The sequence below is a fragment of the Salinicoccus sp. Marseille-QA3875 genome (assembly GCF_054950095.1).
This window is the reverse complement of sequence record NZ_CM143103.1, coordinates 2,570,171-2,586,219: the sequence shown is the minus strand read 5'-3', so window position 1 is coordinate 2,586,219 and position 16,049 is coordinate 2,570,171. Positions and strand designations below refer to the sequence as shown.

The window sequence follows — 16,049 nt, the reverse complement described above, 5'->3', positions numbered from 1 at the left end:
CGAATCTCTCCTTATAAAATAAACCTTATCTCAGGATAAGGTTTATAATATTTACTTTAAATTTAGTTTATCTTTAAAAATAAGCTTTGTAAAGGCTAATACACCGAAGTATGTTCAGATGAAATCTTTTCTATTTTCTCTTTTACAGTTTTCAGGAACTGGCCGGCAACAAGACCATCCAAAATTCTATGGTCTATTGACAGACATAAGTTCACCATGTGTCGTACTGCAATCATATCATCAATTATTACAGGCTTCTTAACAATAGATTCGACTTGCAAAATAGCCGCCTGCGGATGATTGATGATACCCATCGACTGTACAGAACCGAATGCGCCTGTATTATTGACGGTAAATGTTCCGCCTGACATATGCGCACTCGTCAATTTATGCTCTCTGCCAAGAGATGCAAGTTCATTCACCTGTTTTGCAATGCCTTTAATTGTCAGTTCATCCGCATTTTTAATGACAGGTACATAAAGCTTATCATCACTTGCGACTGCTATCGATATATTAATATCTTTATTGACAACAATTTTATCACCCTGCCATGAACTGTTCAGCATCGGATATTCTTTCAGAGTTTCCGCAACAGCTTTTACAAAGAAGCTGAAAAACGTTAGATTGAAACCTTCCGTTTCTTTGAACTTGCTCTTTAATTGATTCCGCGTATCCACCAAATTTGTTGCATCCACTTCCATCATCAGCCATGCATGTGGGATTTCAGTGGACGATTGAACCATCTTGTTAGCAATTGCAGCTCTTACACCGCTTACCGGTATCTCTTCACCGGCAGTCACCTCAGTGCCCTCTGGGAGAGAAGATTCTGCTGTCTCACGTTCAGCCGGTTCAGGTGCACTGTCAACTTTCCCTGCTGTCACTGATGGATCTTCAATCACTTTTAAAATATCTTTTTTAGTGATACGGCCGTTAAATCCGGTGCCTGTGACTCGATTCAAGTCAATGTCATGTTCACCTGCAAGGCGCATCACAACTGGTGAAATGCGCGCATCTTTTGGTTTGTCCGCTTTAACGGTTTTCTGTCGCGTTGCAGTTTTATTTTCATTCGTCTCAGGCTCATTTTCTACAGGGCTTTTTGTTGTGTCTTCATTTTCAACAGACTTACCGTCGGTCTTTATCGTACATATCGCTATGCCGACTTCAACGGTCTCTCCTTCATTAACAAGTATTTCGTCGATTGTACCTTCAAAAGTTGATGGAACTTCTGCTGTGACCTTATCTGTAATGACCTCACATAACGGATCATACTCTTCAATGGTATCTCCCGGTGAGACGAGCCATTTTTCTATCGTACCTTCAGTAACACTCTCTCCAAGTTTCGGCATCTTGATTTCTGTCACTGTGTCCCCTCCTTTAGTGCTCTATTAATTCCAGCATTTTCTCTTCTATTTTCTCCGGATTCACCATGAAAAAATCTTCCATCGGCGGTGAATAAGGCATAGCAGGTACGTCAGGCCCGGCAAGTCTCATAATTGGCGCATCCAAATCATATAAACAGTTTTCTGCGATGATGGCAGAAACCTCACTCATTATACTTCCTTCAAGATTGTCTTCGGTGACCAGCAATACTTTTCCGGTTTTTTTAGCGGATGCTATGATGCTTTCCTTATCCAGAGGATAGACGGTTCTCAAATCCAGAATTTCAATATCATGACCATCTTTCGACAATCTTTCTGCTGCCTGAAGTGAATAATTAACACACAGACCGTAAGTAATGACTGTGATGTCCTCACCGGATCGTTTAACATCGGCTTTTCCAATTGGTACCGTATAATCACCTTCGGGCACTTCTTCTTTTAAAAGACGATATGCTTTCTTATGTTCAAAATAAAGTACCGGGTCATTATCTCTTATTGCGGAGATCAGCAGACCTTTGGCATCACTTGGTGTTGAGGGGATGACAACTTTCAGCCCAGGCGTTGAGGCAAAGATGGTTTCAATTGACTGTGAATGATACAGTGCGCCGTGGATCCCGCCTCCAAAAGGCGCGCGAATAACCATAGGACAATTCCAATCGCCATTTGAACGGTATCTGATTTTTGCCGCTTCGCTGAGAATCTGGTTTGTTGCCGGTAAAATATACTCTGCGAATTGAATCTCTGCTACAGGACGCTTACCCATCATTGCTGCACCGATACCTGTACCGACAATGTTCGATTCAGCAAGAGGTGTATCCAGACAACGTAGTTCGCCGTATTTTTCCTGCAGGCCGTCCGTCACTTTGAACACTCCGCCTTTTTTGCCGACATCCTCACCTAGAATGAAAACGTCGTCGTTTTTACCCATTTCAAAATCCAATGCATTGTGAATGGCCTGGAGATAAGATAGTTTAGCCATTGTTTACCTCCTCATACACATTCTTAAGTGCATCTTCCGGTTTTGGATAAGGTGCAGCCTCCGCTTTTTTGGTTGCATCCTTAATAATTTCTTTAAGTTCCTCTTCAATTTCCACAAACCATGACTCTGCAGCTATTTCATTTTCAACCATATATTCTTTAAGGTGGACGACACAATCCGATTCTTTATTCTTTTCACGTTCTTCAATCGCACGGTAGGAATCATCATCGTCAGATGAATGTGCTGTCAGCCTTGTAGACATTGCTTCTATTAAAGACGCACCATCTCCATTAACTGCTCTTTCCCTTGCTGCTTTAACCGCTTCATAAACAGCGAACGGATCATTGCCGTCCACCTGTTCGCCGTGTATACCATAGCCGATTGCACGGTCTGACAGTTTCTCTGCGGCATATTGAAGGTGCGAGGGCACACTGATTGCATATTTATTATTCTCAATCAGGCAGATGACAGGCAATTTATGGACGCCCGCGAAGTTCAACCCTTCATGAAAATCCCCCTGGCTTGTTGAACCTTCACCTAAGGTTGTAAGCGCGACTCTTTTCTCATTATCTAATTTAAACTTATAGGCTGCGCCTACAGCATGGAGCACCTGCGTAGTCACTGACGAACCCTGCGTTAAAATGTTATTCACTTTTTTACTGAAATGTCCAGGCATTTGACGCCCGCCGCTTTGTACGTCACCTTCTTTAGCAAATGCCGACAGCATCGTCTCCAGTGGTGTCATACCGAAATGAGTGACCAATGCCAAATCCCTATAGTATGGGCTCAGGATATCTTCTTCTTTGTTCAGTGCGTATCCAGCCCCGACCTGGGTTGCCTCCTGTCCCTGACAGGATATTACAAATGGCAGTTTTCCTGCTCTGTTCAACAGCCACATTCTCTCGTCCATCTTTCTGGACAGTAACATCGTACGGTATATTTCTTTAACATCATCCGCTGTTAAGCCGACTTCTTCATGATTTCTCATGCTTTACCTCCTTAAACATGTATAGCCATTCCTTCAGCATCCAGTCCAAGTTCCATCAGGATTTCTGAAATCGACGGGTGTGCATGAACACTCGTTCCAAGTTCCAATGCCGAGGCATCTAAAAATTGTGCCAGTGCAACTTCATTAATCAATTCCGTTACATTCGGACCGACCAGGCTTACACCTAAAATGTCCTGAGTCGCCGGATCGACCAGAATCTTGCCAAACCCGTTCCTATTACCTTGAATGACAGCTTTACCAATCGCATTCAATGGTATTTTATGTGATTTAAATGCAATATCGAGTTCTTTCAGCTGTGCTTCAGTCCGGCCGATTGCCGCCACTTCCGGAGAAGTATAAATGCATCTTGGCACTTGATTGTAATTCAGCTTGTATGGTTCCGTGTCAGCCATATGAGTGACAGCATTGATCGCTTCTTTTGTTGCCACGTGGGCAAGTTGAAGATTTCCGATACAATCTCCTGCAGCATAAATATGATTATCTTTCGTCTGATAATATTCATTTGTTTTAATAAAACCATTTTCCACTTCAATCTTGGTATTACTCAAGCCGATATCATCAATGTTCGGACTTCTGCCCACTGCAACAAGAACTTTATCAAAAACCATTTCAGCATCTAAATTGATCTTCACAGAGCCATCTGACAAATTGACATTATTTTCATCCAGACTCACACCCGTTTCAAAATGAATGCCTTTATCCGTTAAAGATTTCTTCAGAGTGCTGCTCACATCTCTGTCTTCGTTCGGCAGGATACTGTCACCTGCTTCCAGCACTGTCACTTTTGAACCCAGGTCATTTAACATACTCGCAAACTCAAGTCCGATGACACCGCCGCCGATAATGGCAATACTATTAGGAATGTCCTGTAACTCCATCATATCATCACTTGATAGTACCAGGTCATGATCAAATGGCAGGAATGACAATTCGCGCGGCGCAGACCCTGTGCTGATCAAAACATTCTGGTTGACTAATATTTCACTCTCAGCTTCATCATCATAGGGATCTTCTACTGCAATTGTGCCAGCCATCGGCGAAAACAGCGACGGTCCTAAAATCCTGCCGTGACCTTCAAAGATATCTATTTTATGCTTTTTCATTAAATATTGAATGCCGTTATACATCTGATCGACGGTTTTATTTTTACTGTCGACAATGTTTTGCATTTCAAACGTCGGACTTTCACTATCGATGCCGAATATTTCAGCATTTTTCATGACAGATACTACTTCCGCTGATTTTAAAAATGATTTCGTCGGGATACATCCTTTATGTAAACATGTACCGCCCAGTTTGGAGCTTTCAACTACTGCTGTTTTCATTCCGAGTTGAGAGGCTTTGATTGCTGCAACGTACCCTGCAGTTCCGCCGCCTAAAACGACTAAATCATATTGATTTGCCATCCTTTGTCCCCCTTAGCTATATTCTTTCAGTCTTTCTTCACCGGAAAGTACCCGGTACGCACCTTCTGCAAGTGCCTGCATTTCCTCTTCACCGGGATAAACTTCTATATCGCCGAGGAATTCAATGTATGGTCTGATCAGACCAATAAGGTATTTACTGTATGCCAGCCCGCCGGTAAATAAAATACCATCGACCTCACCTTTTAATACAGCGGCTCTGGAACCGATCTCCTTGGCAATCTGAACACTGAGCGAACGGTAGATATCCATTGAATATTGGTCTCCTTCCAGTGCTTCCTGTTCTATTTTCAAAGCATCTTCTGTCCCTTTCAGTGATATGAATCCGCCCTGCTTACTGATCAGTGTATTTATGTCATGTAAAGTCAACTGGTTATCGAAGATGTATTTTGCAAATGCCCTGTTCGGTAATGCACCACTTCGTGTCGGGCTCATCGGCCCATCTCCGTACAGTCCGTCATTTACATCAACGACTCTGCCCCGCTCATGGGCACCGACTGTAATCCCGCCGCCCATATGAACAACGATTACATTGATATCATTGTAATTTCTGCCGACTGCTTTTGCATAATTACGTGCAACAGCTTTTTGATTAAGAGCATGAAATATAGAAATTCTTTTAATATCCTTTAAGCCGGTCATTCTGACTTCATCGATCAACTCGTCTACGACTACAGGGTCGGTAATCGTTGCCTGAATATTATATTCCCTGCCGATTTCGTGAGCAATGATTGCACTCAAGTTAGATGCGTGCTCTCCATTGGTGAAGCTTTTTAATTCGTCCAGCATTAATTTATTGACCCCGTAAGTACCGCCGTCGATCGGTCTGAGCAACCCGCCTCTGGCGCTGATGACATCGATTTTATTTATATCGATATCATTATCATCTAAAAAGTTATAAATCGATTTCAATCTGAAAGGAACCTGCTCCATCAGCGGCAATCGGACCTGTGACGTGGAATGTCTTAAAGTATCATTGCTGATTTCTTCAACATTTTCAAAGTATGCAACTTTTGTAGATGTACTGCCCAAGTTTAATACTAATATTTTTACAGTCATAAGTCTTTTATTATCCTTTATTAAATTGATTCTTTTCATTCAAAGAGAATGTGCTCTTCACACGCATCATTTGGTTGATACGCTTTTCAGCCAGACGATCCGCAGCTTCAGCAGTGAAAATGTTCTCCTCTTTTGCGATGCTGAAAATTTTATCCATCTGGTTATATATATCTTTGACTTTTTGAACGGCTCTGTCTTCATTGTATCCTTCCAGTTCATCGGCAACATTGACCACACCGCCGCTGTTAACAACATAGTCAGGTGCATATACAATATTCTTTTCAGCAAGCATCTCACTGTGTTTTACGTCATCCTGCAACTGGTTGTTTGCACTGCCGCAAATTGCTTTCACTTTCATTTGAGGAATGGTTTCCTCGTTTAGAATACCGCCGAGTGCACATGGTGCGAAAATGTCAGCTTCAACGCCGTAAATTTCATCAAGACCGACAGCTGTTGCGCCGTAATCTTTGACAGCTCTGTCGACAGCTTCCTGGTTGATGTCTGTAACGATAAGTTTTGCGCCTTCTTCATGCAGTAGTCCGCACATAGTATATGCGACGTTACCTACGCCCTGAACTGCAATAGTCCTGCCCTTCAGAGAGTCGTCACCGAAAGCTTCTTTAGCTGTTCGTTTCATCGCCATGTAGACACCTAATGCAGTTTTAGGACTCGGGTCGCCGCCGGAACCGAAAGATTCACTGATACCGCAGACATATGGTGTTTCCTGATATATGAGGTCCATATCCTGAACTGTCGTATTGACATCTTCAGCAGTAATATAACGGCCGCCCAGACTGTTTACGTATCTGCCAAGCGCTCTGAAGAATGCTTCCGACTTGTCTTTTTTAGCATCACCGATTATCACCGTTTTACCGCCGCCCAGATTAAGTCCGGCTGCAGCATTTTTATAAGTCATGCCTTTTGCCAGTCTTAAAACGTCTGTGACAGCCTCTTCTTCAGTTTCATAATTCCACATTCTCGCACCGCCGAGTGCAGGGCCGAGAGTAGTATCATGTATACAGATAATTGCCTTTAAACCACTAACCTCATCGTAACAAAAAACAAGTTGTTCATAATCATTTTGTTCCATTTCTTCAAATATCATTTAAAAACACTCCTTGTAGATAATAAATTAAGATATAGATTTCATAGCCAGACATATTGAGTTATATTTATCTTCAGCACTATCAGCCCTGGACGTTAAAACTATTGGTACTTTAGCTCCCAAAATTACAGCAGCCACCCTGGAACCCGCAGAAAAGACCAAAGACTTGTACAATATATTTCCAGCTTCAATTTGTGGTGCAACAAGTATATCTGCATCACCAGCGACTTCAGACTGAATCCCTTTTGTTGCTGCAGCATCTTTAGAGACAGCCAGATCATATTGAAGCGGCCCATCTATATGTGAATCATCTCTATTATAACTATTAATAATATTTTCAGCCTCTAAAGTACTTGAGATTTTAGGATTAATCTTTTCAATTGCAGAAAGCATTGCAACTTTAGGCTTTTTAATGTTTAGATTATGTGCAAAATCCACTGCATTATTTATGATATGTTTCTTGTCTTCAACCCCCGGCGCTATGTTCATTGCAGCATCTGTAAGTAAAACGGGTTTATGATAGTTGGGCAGATCGAACACTGCAACATGACTGAGCAATTTACTGACGATCAAATTGTGTTTCTTATTTAACACTTCTTTCAAAATGACAGATGTCGGAATCAGTCCTTTCATCAATATATTGCACGTATTGTCTGCCACTAATTTTACTGAGTATGATGCCGCCTCCTGATCAGTCAGAACATTATGTATAATAATATCAGGATGATCCAAGTATCCCTCATCTATAGATCCAATCAGTTCCTTGAGCTCTTTTTCATCATCTACGAGATGAGCGGTTATTCCGTAATCATCCACCAGCTTCAATACCGGCCGGAGCACATCTTCAGATGCCGCTCTGGAAACTGAAAGCGCAATCATTTCAGTATTTAATTGACTGAAAATTTCATCGAATTTCATTAAGTACCTTTCCCCCTTCAATTTTTATTATACATACTCAAACCGGAAATTACACAAAAAAGCCGATATGTGGAATATTAAGAATTTTTGTTGAATTGAACAAATTAATCGTACAATGTATAATGACAGAGACATTAAGATTGGGTGAGTAGAATGCAGAAATTCATTGCACTGTTAATACTGGTGATACCGGCGGTACTTGCTGGTGTGGGTGTAAAACTAATGCGGGACAGCATGTTTGGAGTCATCAATGATCCATTCACTATGACTGCAGTACAGTTCATTGTCGGACTTGTATTATCCATCGCAGGTATATGGTTTATCGGCGGGTATATTTTGCACCGTGAACAAAAGAATAAGCGTGCTGCTGAACGTTTCCAGAAAAAAGAAAACACAACTGTTGATAAAGATTAATCAACGGTTGTGTTTGTTTTTATTAATGAACGTGCATTGAGCAGTGCTGCTTCGGTAACATCCTGACCGCTCAGCATTCTTGCGATTTCATAAACATGATCATCATCTTTCAAATATTCAGTCTTTGTAATCGTACGCTCTTTGTCACTTTCCTTGGAGATGTAAAGATGCTGGTCGGAAATGGCTGCTGCCTGCGGCAGATGGGAAATGACCAGAACCTGCCTGCCGCGTGAAAGTATTTTCATCTTTTCTGCCATTTTTGTAGCAACACCGCCGGAGACGCCAGTATCGATTTCATCCAGTATGAGCAGAGACTGCTGATCATACTCTGTAAATATTGATTTGATCGCAAGCATGACTCTGGACATCTCACCGCCTGATGCGACTTTATTCATCTCTTTTAATGGTTCGCCCCTATTGGTTGATATCATGAACTGTATATCACTATACCCTAATTGATGGAATTTCCCCTGTTTGATTTTTATTTCAAAATCAACCTGGTTCATTTCCAAATCCATGAGTTCCTTTTGAATTCTGCTTTCCAAAAAATGCTTCCGGTCATTCCTGAAGTTATGAAGTGCATTGGCATTCTGTTCCATATTGTCCAGCAGTGCCTCTTTTTCGGAATTTAATTTTTCAAATGAATGGGATATATTTTCCAGTTCTTTAATATTTCCATCCAGCTCATCCATATATAATATCAATTCTTCATATGTTTTGTTGTACTTCCTCTTCAGAAAGTTGATGCTGTTCAATCTCGCCTGAATATCATTCAGTCTCTGTTCATCATAATCCATGGATGAGATACTGGACGTAATATGTGATTCCAGTTCCTGAATGATGAAATAGCTGTCCATGATTGTCGGTCCGTACTCTTTAAATTCTGAATTATATTGGGACAGGGATTCCAGCTGCTGATTCAGATCATACAGGGTTCCCTGCGGGCTTTTCTCTGAAGACAGAATATCCTTTATAAATCTCAATGAATCATAAACTTTCTCAAAATTCATCAAATATTCAAGTTCTTCTTCAAGTTGACTTTCTTCGTCCTGCTGCAGTTCGAGGGCAGAAATTTCCTGGAATTGGTGCTGATACAGCTCCAGCGATTCAATTCTGTTACGGTCTCTGTATTCCAGTTCATCTATCTTTTCTGTAATTGATAAATAATCATTATAATCTTTTTGATAACTGTCAAATATAGCTTCGTTCTGAATATCCAAAAACTTATCCAGATAAAGTATATGCTTCCCTTTATCCAGAGCATCCTGTTGTGAGGATTGAGCAAAAATACTCACAACCTCTTCCATTATTGTCCGGAGCTGGCTCAAAGTGATCATATGATTGTTGATTTTAATAATACTTTTTTTGTTCTGCATTATTTCACGTCGGACGATATAAAGCTCATCCTGGACGATATTAAACTGATCCAATAAATCACTGACACGCGGCGTATCCGGAAAATCAAATACACCTTCTATCAGGGAGCCTTCTGTATCATATCTTATATCCTCATGTGAAGCTCTTTTGCCATACAGATAATTTATCGCTTCGATGATCATACTTTTACCGGCGCCGGACTCCCCAGAGATTACTGTCAGTCCATTATGAAAATCGAGTTCTATATTTTCCAATATTGCAAAGTTTTTAATATTTAAACGTAAGAGCACTTACAACACTCCAATTTATCAGATCAGATTGAATATCCGATCTCTGATTGCTTTTTGTGAATCTTCGTTACGGCAGATCAATAAGCATGTGTCATCCCCGCATATCGTGCCAATGACTTCTTCCCATTCCAGCTGGTCGATGATTGCACCAATTGATTGTGCGTTGCCGGGAAGCGTCTTCAAAACAAGGAGGTTCTCAGTATAATCGAGTTTGACGAAACTATCCATCAAATACCTGCCCAATTTTTCCAAAGGATGATACTTGCGGTCTTTAGGAAGACTGTATACATAGGCACCGGTAGGCGTCGGCACTTTTATGAGCTGCAATTCCTTAATATCTCTTGAAACTGTTGCCTGTGTAACATTAAAATTATAATCATTGAGCATTGTTACGAGGTCTTCCTGTGTTTCAATTTTGTTATTTGTAATGATTTCTCTGATCTTTATCTGTCTGATTGATTTGTTTGACATCGTTATCCCCCATATTTAAAACATGTATATTTATACATATAATATCACAGCTCACAATAAAAGTGCACTAAAAAAGACATGCATCTACAAAATAGATTGAATGTCTTCATCAGTAATATGGTTTTTTATACTTTTTTCATGAGTTAAATACAATAAATATTCCTGATTCCCTTTCGTCCCCTTCACTTTCGACTTGACGACAGCTTCCGGGTGGAATCTCAGATCACGGCATTCTTCAATGACACGCTCAATTACATTTTTATGGGTTTCAATCGATGTAATGATGCCATTTTCCTCACGCTCTTCAAGAAAACTTTCAAATTGTGGCTTGATCAGCGCAATGATTTCAAAAGAATGATAAAATAATTCGCTGATATGTCTCAATATGGGCACGATTGATGTAAAAGACACGTCAATCGTCATCAGATCAGGCGGAGGATTAAAATCTTCGCTCACGGTACTTTTGAAATTTGTCTGCTCTTTAACGACGACATCAGGATGGATTCTTAACTTATAATCCAGCTGGTTCGTACCGACATCCACTGCATAGATCATTGATGCACCATTTTGCAGTGCACAGTCAGTGAAACCGCCGGTAGAACTGCCTATATCAATCATGACTTTATCTTCCAGCACGATGTCGAAGGATTCAATCGCATGCTTTAATTTCAATCCGCCTCTGGATACAAAAGGTTTGATATTTTTAAATCTGATATCAGCTTTGTCAGGCCGTATCATTTCAGATGGCTTATAGACGGGCTCATTGTTGTTCAAAACTTTGCCCGCCATTATAATCCTGCCTATTTCATCCAATGTGCCTATGTTGAAGTTAGCTTCCAAAAAATCATCAATACGTACTTTTTTCATGTTTTGTTCCCACTAGTCTTACAGCCTGCTGTGTAATATTTTCAGCAGTGATGCCGATATCCTCCAGTAACAGGTTCACATCTCCGTGTTCAATATATTCATTGTCTATACCTATTCTCTTGATCTTATTGGTATAGTGATTATCACTCAGAAATGTAGCTATCATGCTGCCAAGACCGCCGGTCAGCATGGACTCTTCAACGACGATAAGCGGAGTATCTGCGTGTCCGATTTTATGGAGATATTCTTCATCGAGCGGTTTTATGAATCTTGCGTTTACTACACCCGCTTCAATATCTTTTTGTTGAAGTGCATTCGCTGCTTCTTCTGCAAGTGAAACAGTCGGCCCGAATGAAATCACATGTACATCCGAACCTTCCTGCAAGGTTTCCCATTGACCTATTTCTAAAGGTTCTCTCGGAACGGTCATATCCACACCTTTAACATTTCCTCTTGGATATCTCAGTGCGATCGGGCCGTCATGGCTGAAAGCAAGATCAATCATCTGTTTTGCTTCATACTCGTCCTTCGGCATCATTAATGTTGTATTCGGCAGCGGAGAAATAAAACTTATATCGAATACACCCTGATGGGTCTCACCGTCTGCACCGACCAATCCACTTCTGTCGATACCGATGAATACATTGAGATTTTGACGGTCTACATCATGAAGCAGCTGGTCATATCCTCTTTGTAAAAATGTTGAATATATCGCAAGGTAAGGCTTCATACCATTGGTAGCCAGTCCTGCAGACATTGTCACAGCATGCTGCTCGGCGATGCCCACATCAAAAAATTGATTCGGCAATTCATTCTGGAACTTTGTCAGCTTGCTTCCGACAGGCATTGCCGGCGTAATTGCAACAATCGTTTTTTCATCTTTAGCTTTGTCCAGTACAGAGTTTGACATGAATTCACTCCACGACACTGTCGGTTTACTGCCAAGAACTTCACCGGTCTCTATTTTATACGGCCCAAGACCGTGCCATGTGCCGAGTTTATCATCCTCTGCAGGATGATATCCTTTGCCTTTCTTAGTAATTACATGCACAACTACAGGACCTTTATAGTCTTTTGCAGACTGGATCGCCTGTTCAAGGTCTTCAAAATCATGACCATCTACAGGTCCGATATATTTTATTCCGAGCTCCTCAAAGAAAACGCCTTCTACTACCAAATATTTCAGACTGTCTTTTATACGGTCGGCAACATCTCTTAATCTTGATCCGACCTGCGGCATTTTTTGAATAGCATCTTCAATATCATACTTGATTCGGTTGTAATTGGTATTCGTCCTGATTCTGCCGAGCATATTGTGCATTGCTCCGACGTTCGGGGCAATACTCATCTCATTGTCATTCAAAATGATTGTCATGTCCGTCTTATCGGAACCGATATGGTTCAGAGCCTCCAGAGCCATTCCGCCTGTCAAAGCGCCGTCACCGATAATAGGTACGACCTGATAATTTTCCTCTTTGATGTCTCTCGCTTTAGCAATGCCCATCGCTGCGGATAAAGACGTGCTTGAGTGACCGGCTTCCCACACGTCATGTTCAGACTCCCTTAATTTAGGAAATCCGCATAAGCCTTTATACTGTCTCAGCGTATCAAACTGATCGATTCGGCCGGTTAAAATTTTATGAATATATGCCTGGTGTCCGACATCAAAAATAAACTTATCTTCAGGTGAATCGAAATGCTTATGGAGTGCTATAGAAAGTTCAACAACACCGAGATTGGCACCTATGTGTCCACCGGTCTGTGAACATGACTGTATCAGAAATTCCCTGACATCCTGAGCAAGGGATTCCAATTGATTTATATTTAATTTTTTTAAGAATTTCGGGTCTTCGATTTTAAAAAGATTCATAATACATCCAACCTTTGAATTTACTGTTTTTAATTATAACATTATAAACAGTATCTAAGATACAGTTAGCTCTTGTATTTTAATTATCTCTTACTGTAAATTTGTTAAGTACATTTTTAAGTTCATTGACATTGATAACATCTTTCACAGCGTTCAGTTCTTTAAGGGCCAGACTGGCTCTTCTGTCCATCTCTTCCTTGGCACCTTCCAGACCGAAGGTACTGACATAAGTCACTTTATCCTTGCGGGCATCACTGCCGGTATTCTTACCTGTGATTCTCACATCACCGGTGACATCGAGAATATCATCTCTGATTTGGAAGATGATGCCAAGATAATCAGCGAATTTCAAAAGATGGAATGCTGTTTTTTCATCTGCTTCAGCAATGATTGCTGCGGCTTTTACCGGTGCACTGATCAGTTTACCCGTTTTGTAGGCATGAATCTGTTCAAGATCTTCAAATGAAATTTCTTTATTCTCAGCATCTATATCCAGCATTTGTCCACCTATCATACCATTTTGTCCGGCAGATTTTGAAATCATCTGTATGAGTTCCAATTTATTACCAGTAGACAGTTCTTTATCATTAGCAATTAGAGCAAAGCTCTCGGTAAGCAGATTGTCTCCCGCCAGTATTGCGGCGGCCTCTCCGAAAACTTTATGATTGGTGGGCTTTCCTCTTCTCAAGTCATCGTCGTCCATTGCTGGCAGATCATCATGTATAAGAGAGTATGTATGGATCATTTCGATCGCACTCGCTGTCTTCAATCCTGATTGCAGCGGGACATTGAATGCCTCCAGAGCAGCAAAAAGCAAATATGGTCTGAATCTTTTTCCTCCGGACTTGACAGAGTATTTACTCGCTTCCATTATCGTCTTTGAAACATGATTTTCTTCAAGGTGCCTGAGTATTACATCGTCAATTTTTTCAATATGATAATCGATATTATTCATTATTACTGTCCTTATTCAGAGTTTCCACTTTCAACTCTGCATCTTTTAATATTTTTTCGCATTCACGCGACAGCTCTACACCCTTTTTATAGAGTTCAAGAGATTTTTCCAATGATACTTCATCATTGTCCAATTCTTTTACGATGTCGTCCAGCTTAGTCATCTTTTCTTCAAAGGATTCATTTTTTTCTTCATTCATCATTGTTCACCTCTATTACTTTGGATATTATATTGCCTTTATGAAAATGACTCGTGATCATTTCATCTTCTTTAATGTTCATGGCATTTTTAATGACCTGGCTATCTTTTGTAGTATATGAATAACCACGTTTTAATACTGCTGTCGGACTTAATGAATCCAGCATATCAATTTTATTGAATAAATTTCTTCTGACATCTTTGTTAATCTGGAGGATTGAATGGTTCAAATCTTCATAAAGACCTGACAGCTGATTTTTATACATACTGATATCTGGCATCGGGGACAGATGATTTAAACTGGATTGCAGATGTTTCAATCCATATGTATGTTCTTTAAAGGAATTATTAAAGTTATTAATTAATTTATCTTTATGATTAATGAGTCTCTCTGTCTGCTGATCATACAGTAAGGAAGGGGTCTTAAATTTATAGTAGCCTGCAAGTCCGCTTAATGACTGCTTCTTGAATTGTATGTTCTGCATAATATCACGTGTGATTTTCAGTTCAGTCTCCTTCAGTCTGTGCAGGATATCCTGATAAAAAGGGACGGCAAGTTCTGCAGCTGCAGTCGGCGTCGGTGCTCTTAGATCGGAAATATAATCCACCAGTGTAGTGTCCGTTTCATGGCCGACACCGGTTATGACAGGCGTATCCGTATCAAAGACTGCAAGTGCTACGGCCTTTTCATTGAATGTCCACAAATCTTCGATAGATCCCCCGCCACGTGCGAGTATAATCAGGTCGGCATTCAATGTGTCTGCATACTCCAACTGGTCGATCACATCATCTTTACTTTCAGGTCCCTGCATCAGAGTATTTAAGACATGCAGTGTGACAAGAGGATAACGCCGCTTAAAAGTGGTTATCATATCTTTTACGGCAGCACTCGTTGCAGAACTGATCAAAACAACATTTTCAGGGAATTCAGGTATGGATTTTTTATACTCTTGATCAAAATAGCCTTTTTGTGCAAGTTCTTTCTTATCTTTCTCCAATTGTTCAAAAAGCTGGCCGATGCCGTCTATTTGAATGTCTTCGGCATAAACCTGATATTGACCGGTGTTTTCAAAAATGCTCACCCTGCCCGAGATAAGTACTTTCTGACCTTCTACCGGTTTGAATGTAAGCTTGCTCGCAGCAGATCTGAACATTATTCCTCTGATTACAGAATGTCCATCTTTGAGTGCAAAATAAAGATGCCCGCTTGAATGCAGCTTGACATTGGATAATTCGCCTGTAACAAAGACCCGTCGTAAATACGGGTCTTGGTCAAATTTATATTTTAAATATTTTGTTAAAGCTTTTACGGATAAATATTTATTGTTTTCCATCACTATTATCATCCATTCCTTCTAATAATGCAGGAAAGTTCTTAAGCACACCATTTACAAATTTGTAACTGTCTTTGTCACCGTATAATTTAATGATTTTAACCGCTTCATTAATGATTACTCTCGGAGGGGAATCTTGTAACAATAATTCAGATACAGCCATTCTTAAAACATTTCTTTCCGATTTGGAAATTCTCTCCAGTGTATAGTTTTTAAGATGTTTGCTGATATAGTCATCGACATTCTCTTTATTATGCTCATAATAGCTGACAACATCTTTTATATAGGAATAATCATCAAGAAAATCATAAAATGCAGCTTCATTCAACGCCACAACCTCATGATCTATTTGAAATAGTAATTGAAAAATTTTTTTGCGCTGTTCATGTCTGTTCATAAA

At 40.4% G+C, this 16,049-nt stretch carries 16 protein-coding genes; 1 reads left to right on the top strand and 15 read right to left on the bottom strand.

The genetic code is table 11. The annotated features are described in order from the left end of the window. Positions 1-95: 95 nt before the first annotated feature. Genes ACY8DT_RS13155 through ACY8DT_RS13125 form a run of 7 tightly spaced genes read right to left on the bottom strand, consistent with a single transcriptional unit; the run spans position 96 to position 7,873 of the window. Positions 96-1,346 (bottom strand): dihydrolipoamide acetyltransferase family protein, encoded by a 1,251-nt coding sequence (locus ACY8DT_RS13155; RefSeq protein WP_462422276.1) that lies wholly within the window; start codon positions 1,344-1,346, stop codon positions 96-98. Positions 1,347-1,374: 28 nt separating this feature from the next. Continuing rightward, positions 1,375-2,358 carry an alpha-ketoacid dehydrogenase subunit beta gene (locus ACY8DT_RS13150; protein WP_462420763.1) on the bottom strand — a complete coding sequence of 328 codons (984 nt, stop codon included), beginning with the start codon at positions 2,356-2,358 and terminating at the stop codon, positions 1,375-1,377. Then, positions 2,351-3,346, bottom strand: coding sequence for a thiamine pyrophosphate-dependent dehydrogenase E1 component subunit alpha (locus ACY8DT_RS13145; protein ID WP_462420762.1), 996 nt, complete (start codon positions 3,344-3,346; stop codon positions 2,351-2,353). Before ACY8DT_RS13145 ends, ACY8DT_RS13150 begins: the two co-directional genes overlap by 8 nt. A gap of 11 nt (positions 3,347-3,357) precedes the next feature. Then, entirely contained in the window at positions 3,358-4,773 is a 1,416-nt protein-coding gene (gene lpdA, locus ACY8DT_RS13140; RefSeq protein WP_462420761.1) for a dihydrolipoyl dehydrogenase, read from the bottom strand. 12 nt (positions 4,774-4,785) lie between these two features. Continuing rightward, positions 4,786-5,850: a butyrate kinase gene (gene buk, locus ACY8DT_RS13135; protein WP_462420760.1), complete on the bottom strand. Its 1,065-nt coding sequence runs from the start codon at positions 5,848-5,850 to the stop codon at positions 4,786-4,788. Between the two features lie 10 nt (positions 5,851-5,860). After that, positions 5,861-6,955: a Leu/Phe/Val dehydrogenase gene (locus ACY8DT_RS13130; RefSeq protein WP_462420759.1), complete on the bottom strand. Its 1,095-nt coding sequence runs from the start codon at positions 6,953-6,955 to the stop codon at positions 5,861-5,863. 27 nt (positions 6,956-6,982) lie between these two features. Beyond that, positions 6,983-7,873, bottom strand: coding sequence for a phosphate acyltransferase (locus tag ACY8DT_RS13125; RefSeq protein ID WP_462420758.1), 891 nt, complete (start codon positions 7,871-7,873; stop codon positions 6,983-6,985). Between the two features lie 153 nt (positions 7,874-8,026). Here ACY8DT_RS13125 and ACY8DT_RS13120 point away from each other — a divergent pair, with 153 nt between their 5' ends. Further along, a complete protein-coding gene (locus ACY8DT_RS13120; protein ID WP_462420757.1) occupies positions 8,027-8,287 on the top strand; it encodes a DUF2627 domain-containing protein in 261 nt (86 codons plus the stop codon). Here the strand turns inward: ACY8DT_RS13120 and recN are convergent. The 8 genes from recN to nusB all read right to left on the bottom strand — a co-directional run bounded on the left by recN (position 8,284) and on the right by nusB (position 16,046). After that, positions 8,284-9,954: a DNA repair protein RecN gene (gene recN, locus ACY8DT_RS13115; protein WP_462420756.1), complete on the bottom strand. Its 1,671-nt coding sequence runs from the start codon at positions 9,952-9,954 to the stop codon at positions 8,284-8,286. The genes ACY8DT_RS13120 and recN overlap by 4 nt on opposite strands. An 18-nt stretch (positions 9,955-9,972) precedes the next feature. Beyond that, on the bottom strand, positions 9,973-10,425 hold the full coding sequence (gene ahrC, locus ACY8DT_RS13110) for a transcriptional regulator AhrC/ArgR (RefSeq protein ID WP_092984970.1): 453 nt from the start codon (positions 10,423-10,425) through the stop codon (positions 9,973-9,975). Positions 10,426-10,509: 84 nt separating this feature from the next. Next, positions 10,510-11,292 carry a TlyA family RNA methyltransferase gene (locus ACY8DT_RS13105; RefSeq protein WP_462420755.1) on the bottom strand — a complete coding sequence of 261 codons (783 nt, stop codon included), beginning with the start codon at positions 11,290-11,292 and terminating at the stop codon, positions 10,510-10,512. Then, the gene (dxs, locus tag ACY8DT_RS13100) at positions 11,273-13,162 is read right to left on the bottom strand and encodes a 1-deoxy-D-xylulose-5-phosphate synthase (RefSeq protein ID WP_462420754.1); all 1,890 of its coding nucleotides are present in this window, start codon (positions 13,160-13,162) and stop codon (positions 11,273-11,275) included. Before dxs ends, ACY8DT_RS13105 begins: the two co-directional genes overlap by 20 nt. A 79-nt stretch (positions 13,163-13,241) precedes the next feature. Beyond that, the gene (locus ACY8DT_RS13095) at positions 13,242-14,117 is read right to left on the bottom strand and encodes a polyprenyl synthetase family protein (RefSeq protein WP_462420753.1); all 876 of its coding nucleotides are present in this window, start codon (positions 14,115-14,117) and stop codon (positions 13,242-13,244) included. Next, on the bottom strand, positions 14,110-14,319 hold the full coding sequence (gene xseB, locus ACY8DT_RS13090) for an exodeoxyribonuclease VII small subunit (protein ID WP_462420752.1): 210 nt from the start codon (positions 14,317-14,319) through the stop codon (positions 14,110-14,112). Before xseB ends, ACY8DT_RS13095 begins: the two co-directional genes overlap by 8 nt. Then, the gene (xseA, locus tag ACY8DT_RS13085; protein ID WP_462420751.1) at positions 14,309-15,649 is read right to left on the bottom strand and encodes an exodeoxyribonuclease VII large subunit; all 1,341 of its coding nucleotides are present in this window, start codon (positions 15,647-15,649) and stop codon (positions 14,309-14,311) included. Before xseA ends, xseB begins: the two co-directional genes overlap by 11 nt. Next, a complete protein-coding gene (gene nusB, locus ACY8DT_RS13080) occupies positions 15,636-16,046 on the bottom strand; it encodes a transcription antitermination factor NusB (RefSeq protein ID WP_462420750.1) in 411 nt (136 codons plus the stop codon). The genes xseA and nusB overlap by 14 nt, the downstream gene beginning before the upstream one ends. Between the last annotated feature and the right edge of the window lie 3 nt (positions 16,047-16,049).

Excerpts from the sequence above, each read along its gene's own strand:
- ACY8DT_RS13155 (WP_462422276.1), bottom strand. The coding sequence starts at position 1,346 with ATGCCGAAACTTGGAGAGAGTGTTACTGAAGGTACGATAGAAAAATGG.
- ACY8DT_RS13150 (WP_462420763.1), bottom strand. The coding sequence starts at position 2,358 with ATGGCTAAACTATCTTATCTCCAGGCCATTCACAATGCATTGGATTTT.
- ACY8DT_RS13145 (WP_462420762.1), bottom strand. The coding sequence starts at position 3,346 with ATGAGAAATCATGAAGAAGTCGGCTTAACAGCGGATGATGTTAAAGAA.
- lpdA (WP_462420761.1), bottom strand. The coding sequence starts at position 4,773 with ATGGCAAATCAATATGATTTAGTCGTTTTAGGCGGCGGAACTGCAGGG.
- buk (WP_462420760.1), bottom strand. The coding sequence starts at position 5,850 with ATGACTGTAAAAATATTAGTATTAAACTTGGGCAGTACATCTACAAAA.
- ACY8DT_RS13130 (WP_462420759.1), bottom strand. The coding sequence starts at position 6,955 with ATGATATTTGAAGAAATGGAACAAAATGATTATGAACAACTTGTTTTT.
- ACY8DT_RS13125 (WP_462420758.1), bottom strand. The coding sequence starts at position 7,873 with ATGAAATTCGATGAAATTTTCAGTCAATTAAATACTGAAATGATTGCG.
- ACY8DT_RS13120 (WP_462420757.1), top strand. The coding sequence starts at position 8,027 with ATGCAGAAATTCATTGCACTGTTAATACTGGTGATACCGGCGGTACTT.
- ahrC (WP_092984970.1), bottom strand. The coding sequence starts at position 10,425 with ATGTCAAACAAATCAATCAGACAGATAAAGATCAGAGAAATCATTACA.
- ACY8DT_RS13105 (WP_462420755.1), bottom strand. The coding sequence starts at position 11,292 with ATGAAAAAAGTACGTATTGATGATTTTTTGGAAGCTAACTTCAACATA.
- dxs (WP_462420754.1), bottom strand. The coding sequence starts at position 13,162 with ATGAATCTTTTTAAAATCGAAGACCCGAAATTCTTAAAAAAATTAAAT.
- ACY8DT_RS13095 (WP_462420753.1), bottom strand. The coding sequence starts at position 14,117 with ATGAATAATATCGATTATCATATTGAAAAAATTGACGATGTAATACTC.
- xseB (WP_462420752.1), bottom strand. The coding sequence starts at position 14,319 with ATGATGAATGAAGAAAAAAATGAATCCTTTGAAGAAAAGATGACTAAG.
- xseA (WP_462420751.1), bottom strand. The coding sequence starts at position 15,649 with ATGGAAAACAATAAATATTTATCCGTAAAAGCTTTAACAAAATATTTA.
- nusB (WP_462420750.1), bottom strand. The coding sequence starts at position 16,046 with ATGAACAGACATGAACAGCGCAAAAAAATTTTTCAATTACTATTTCAA.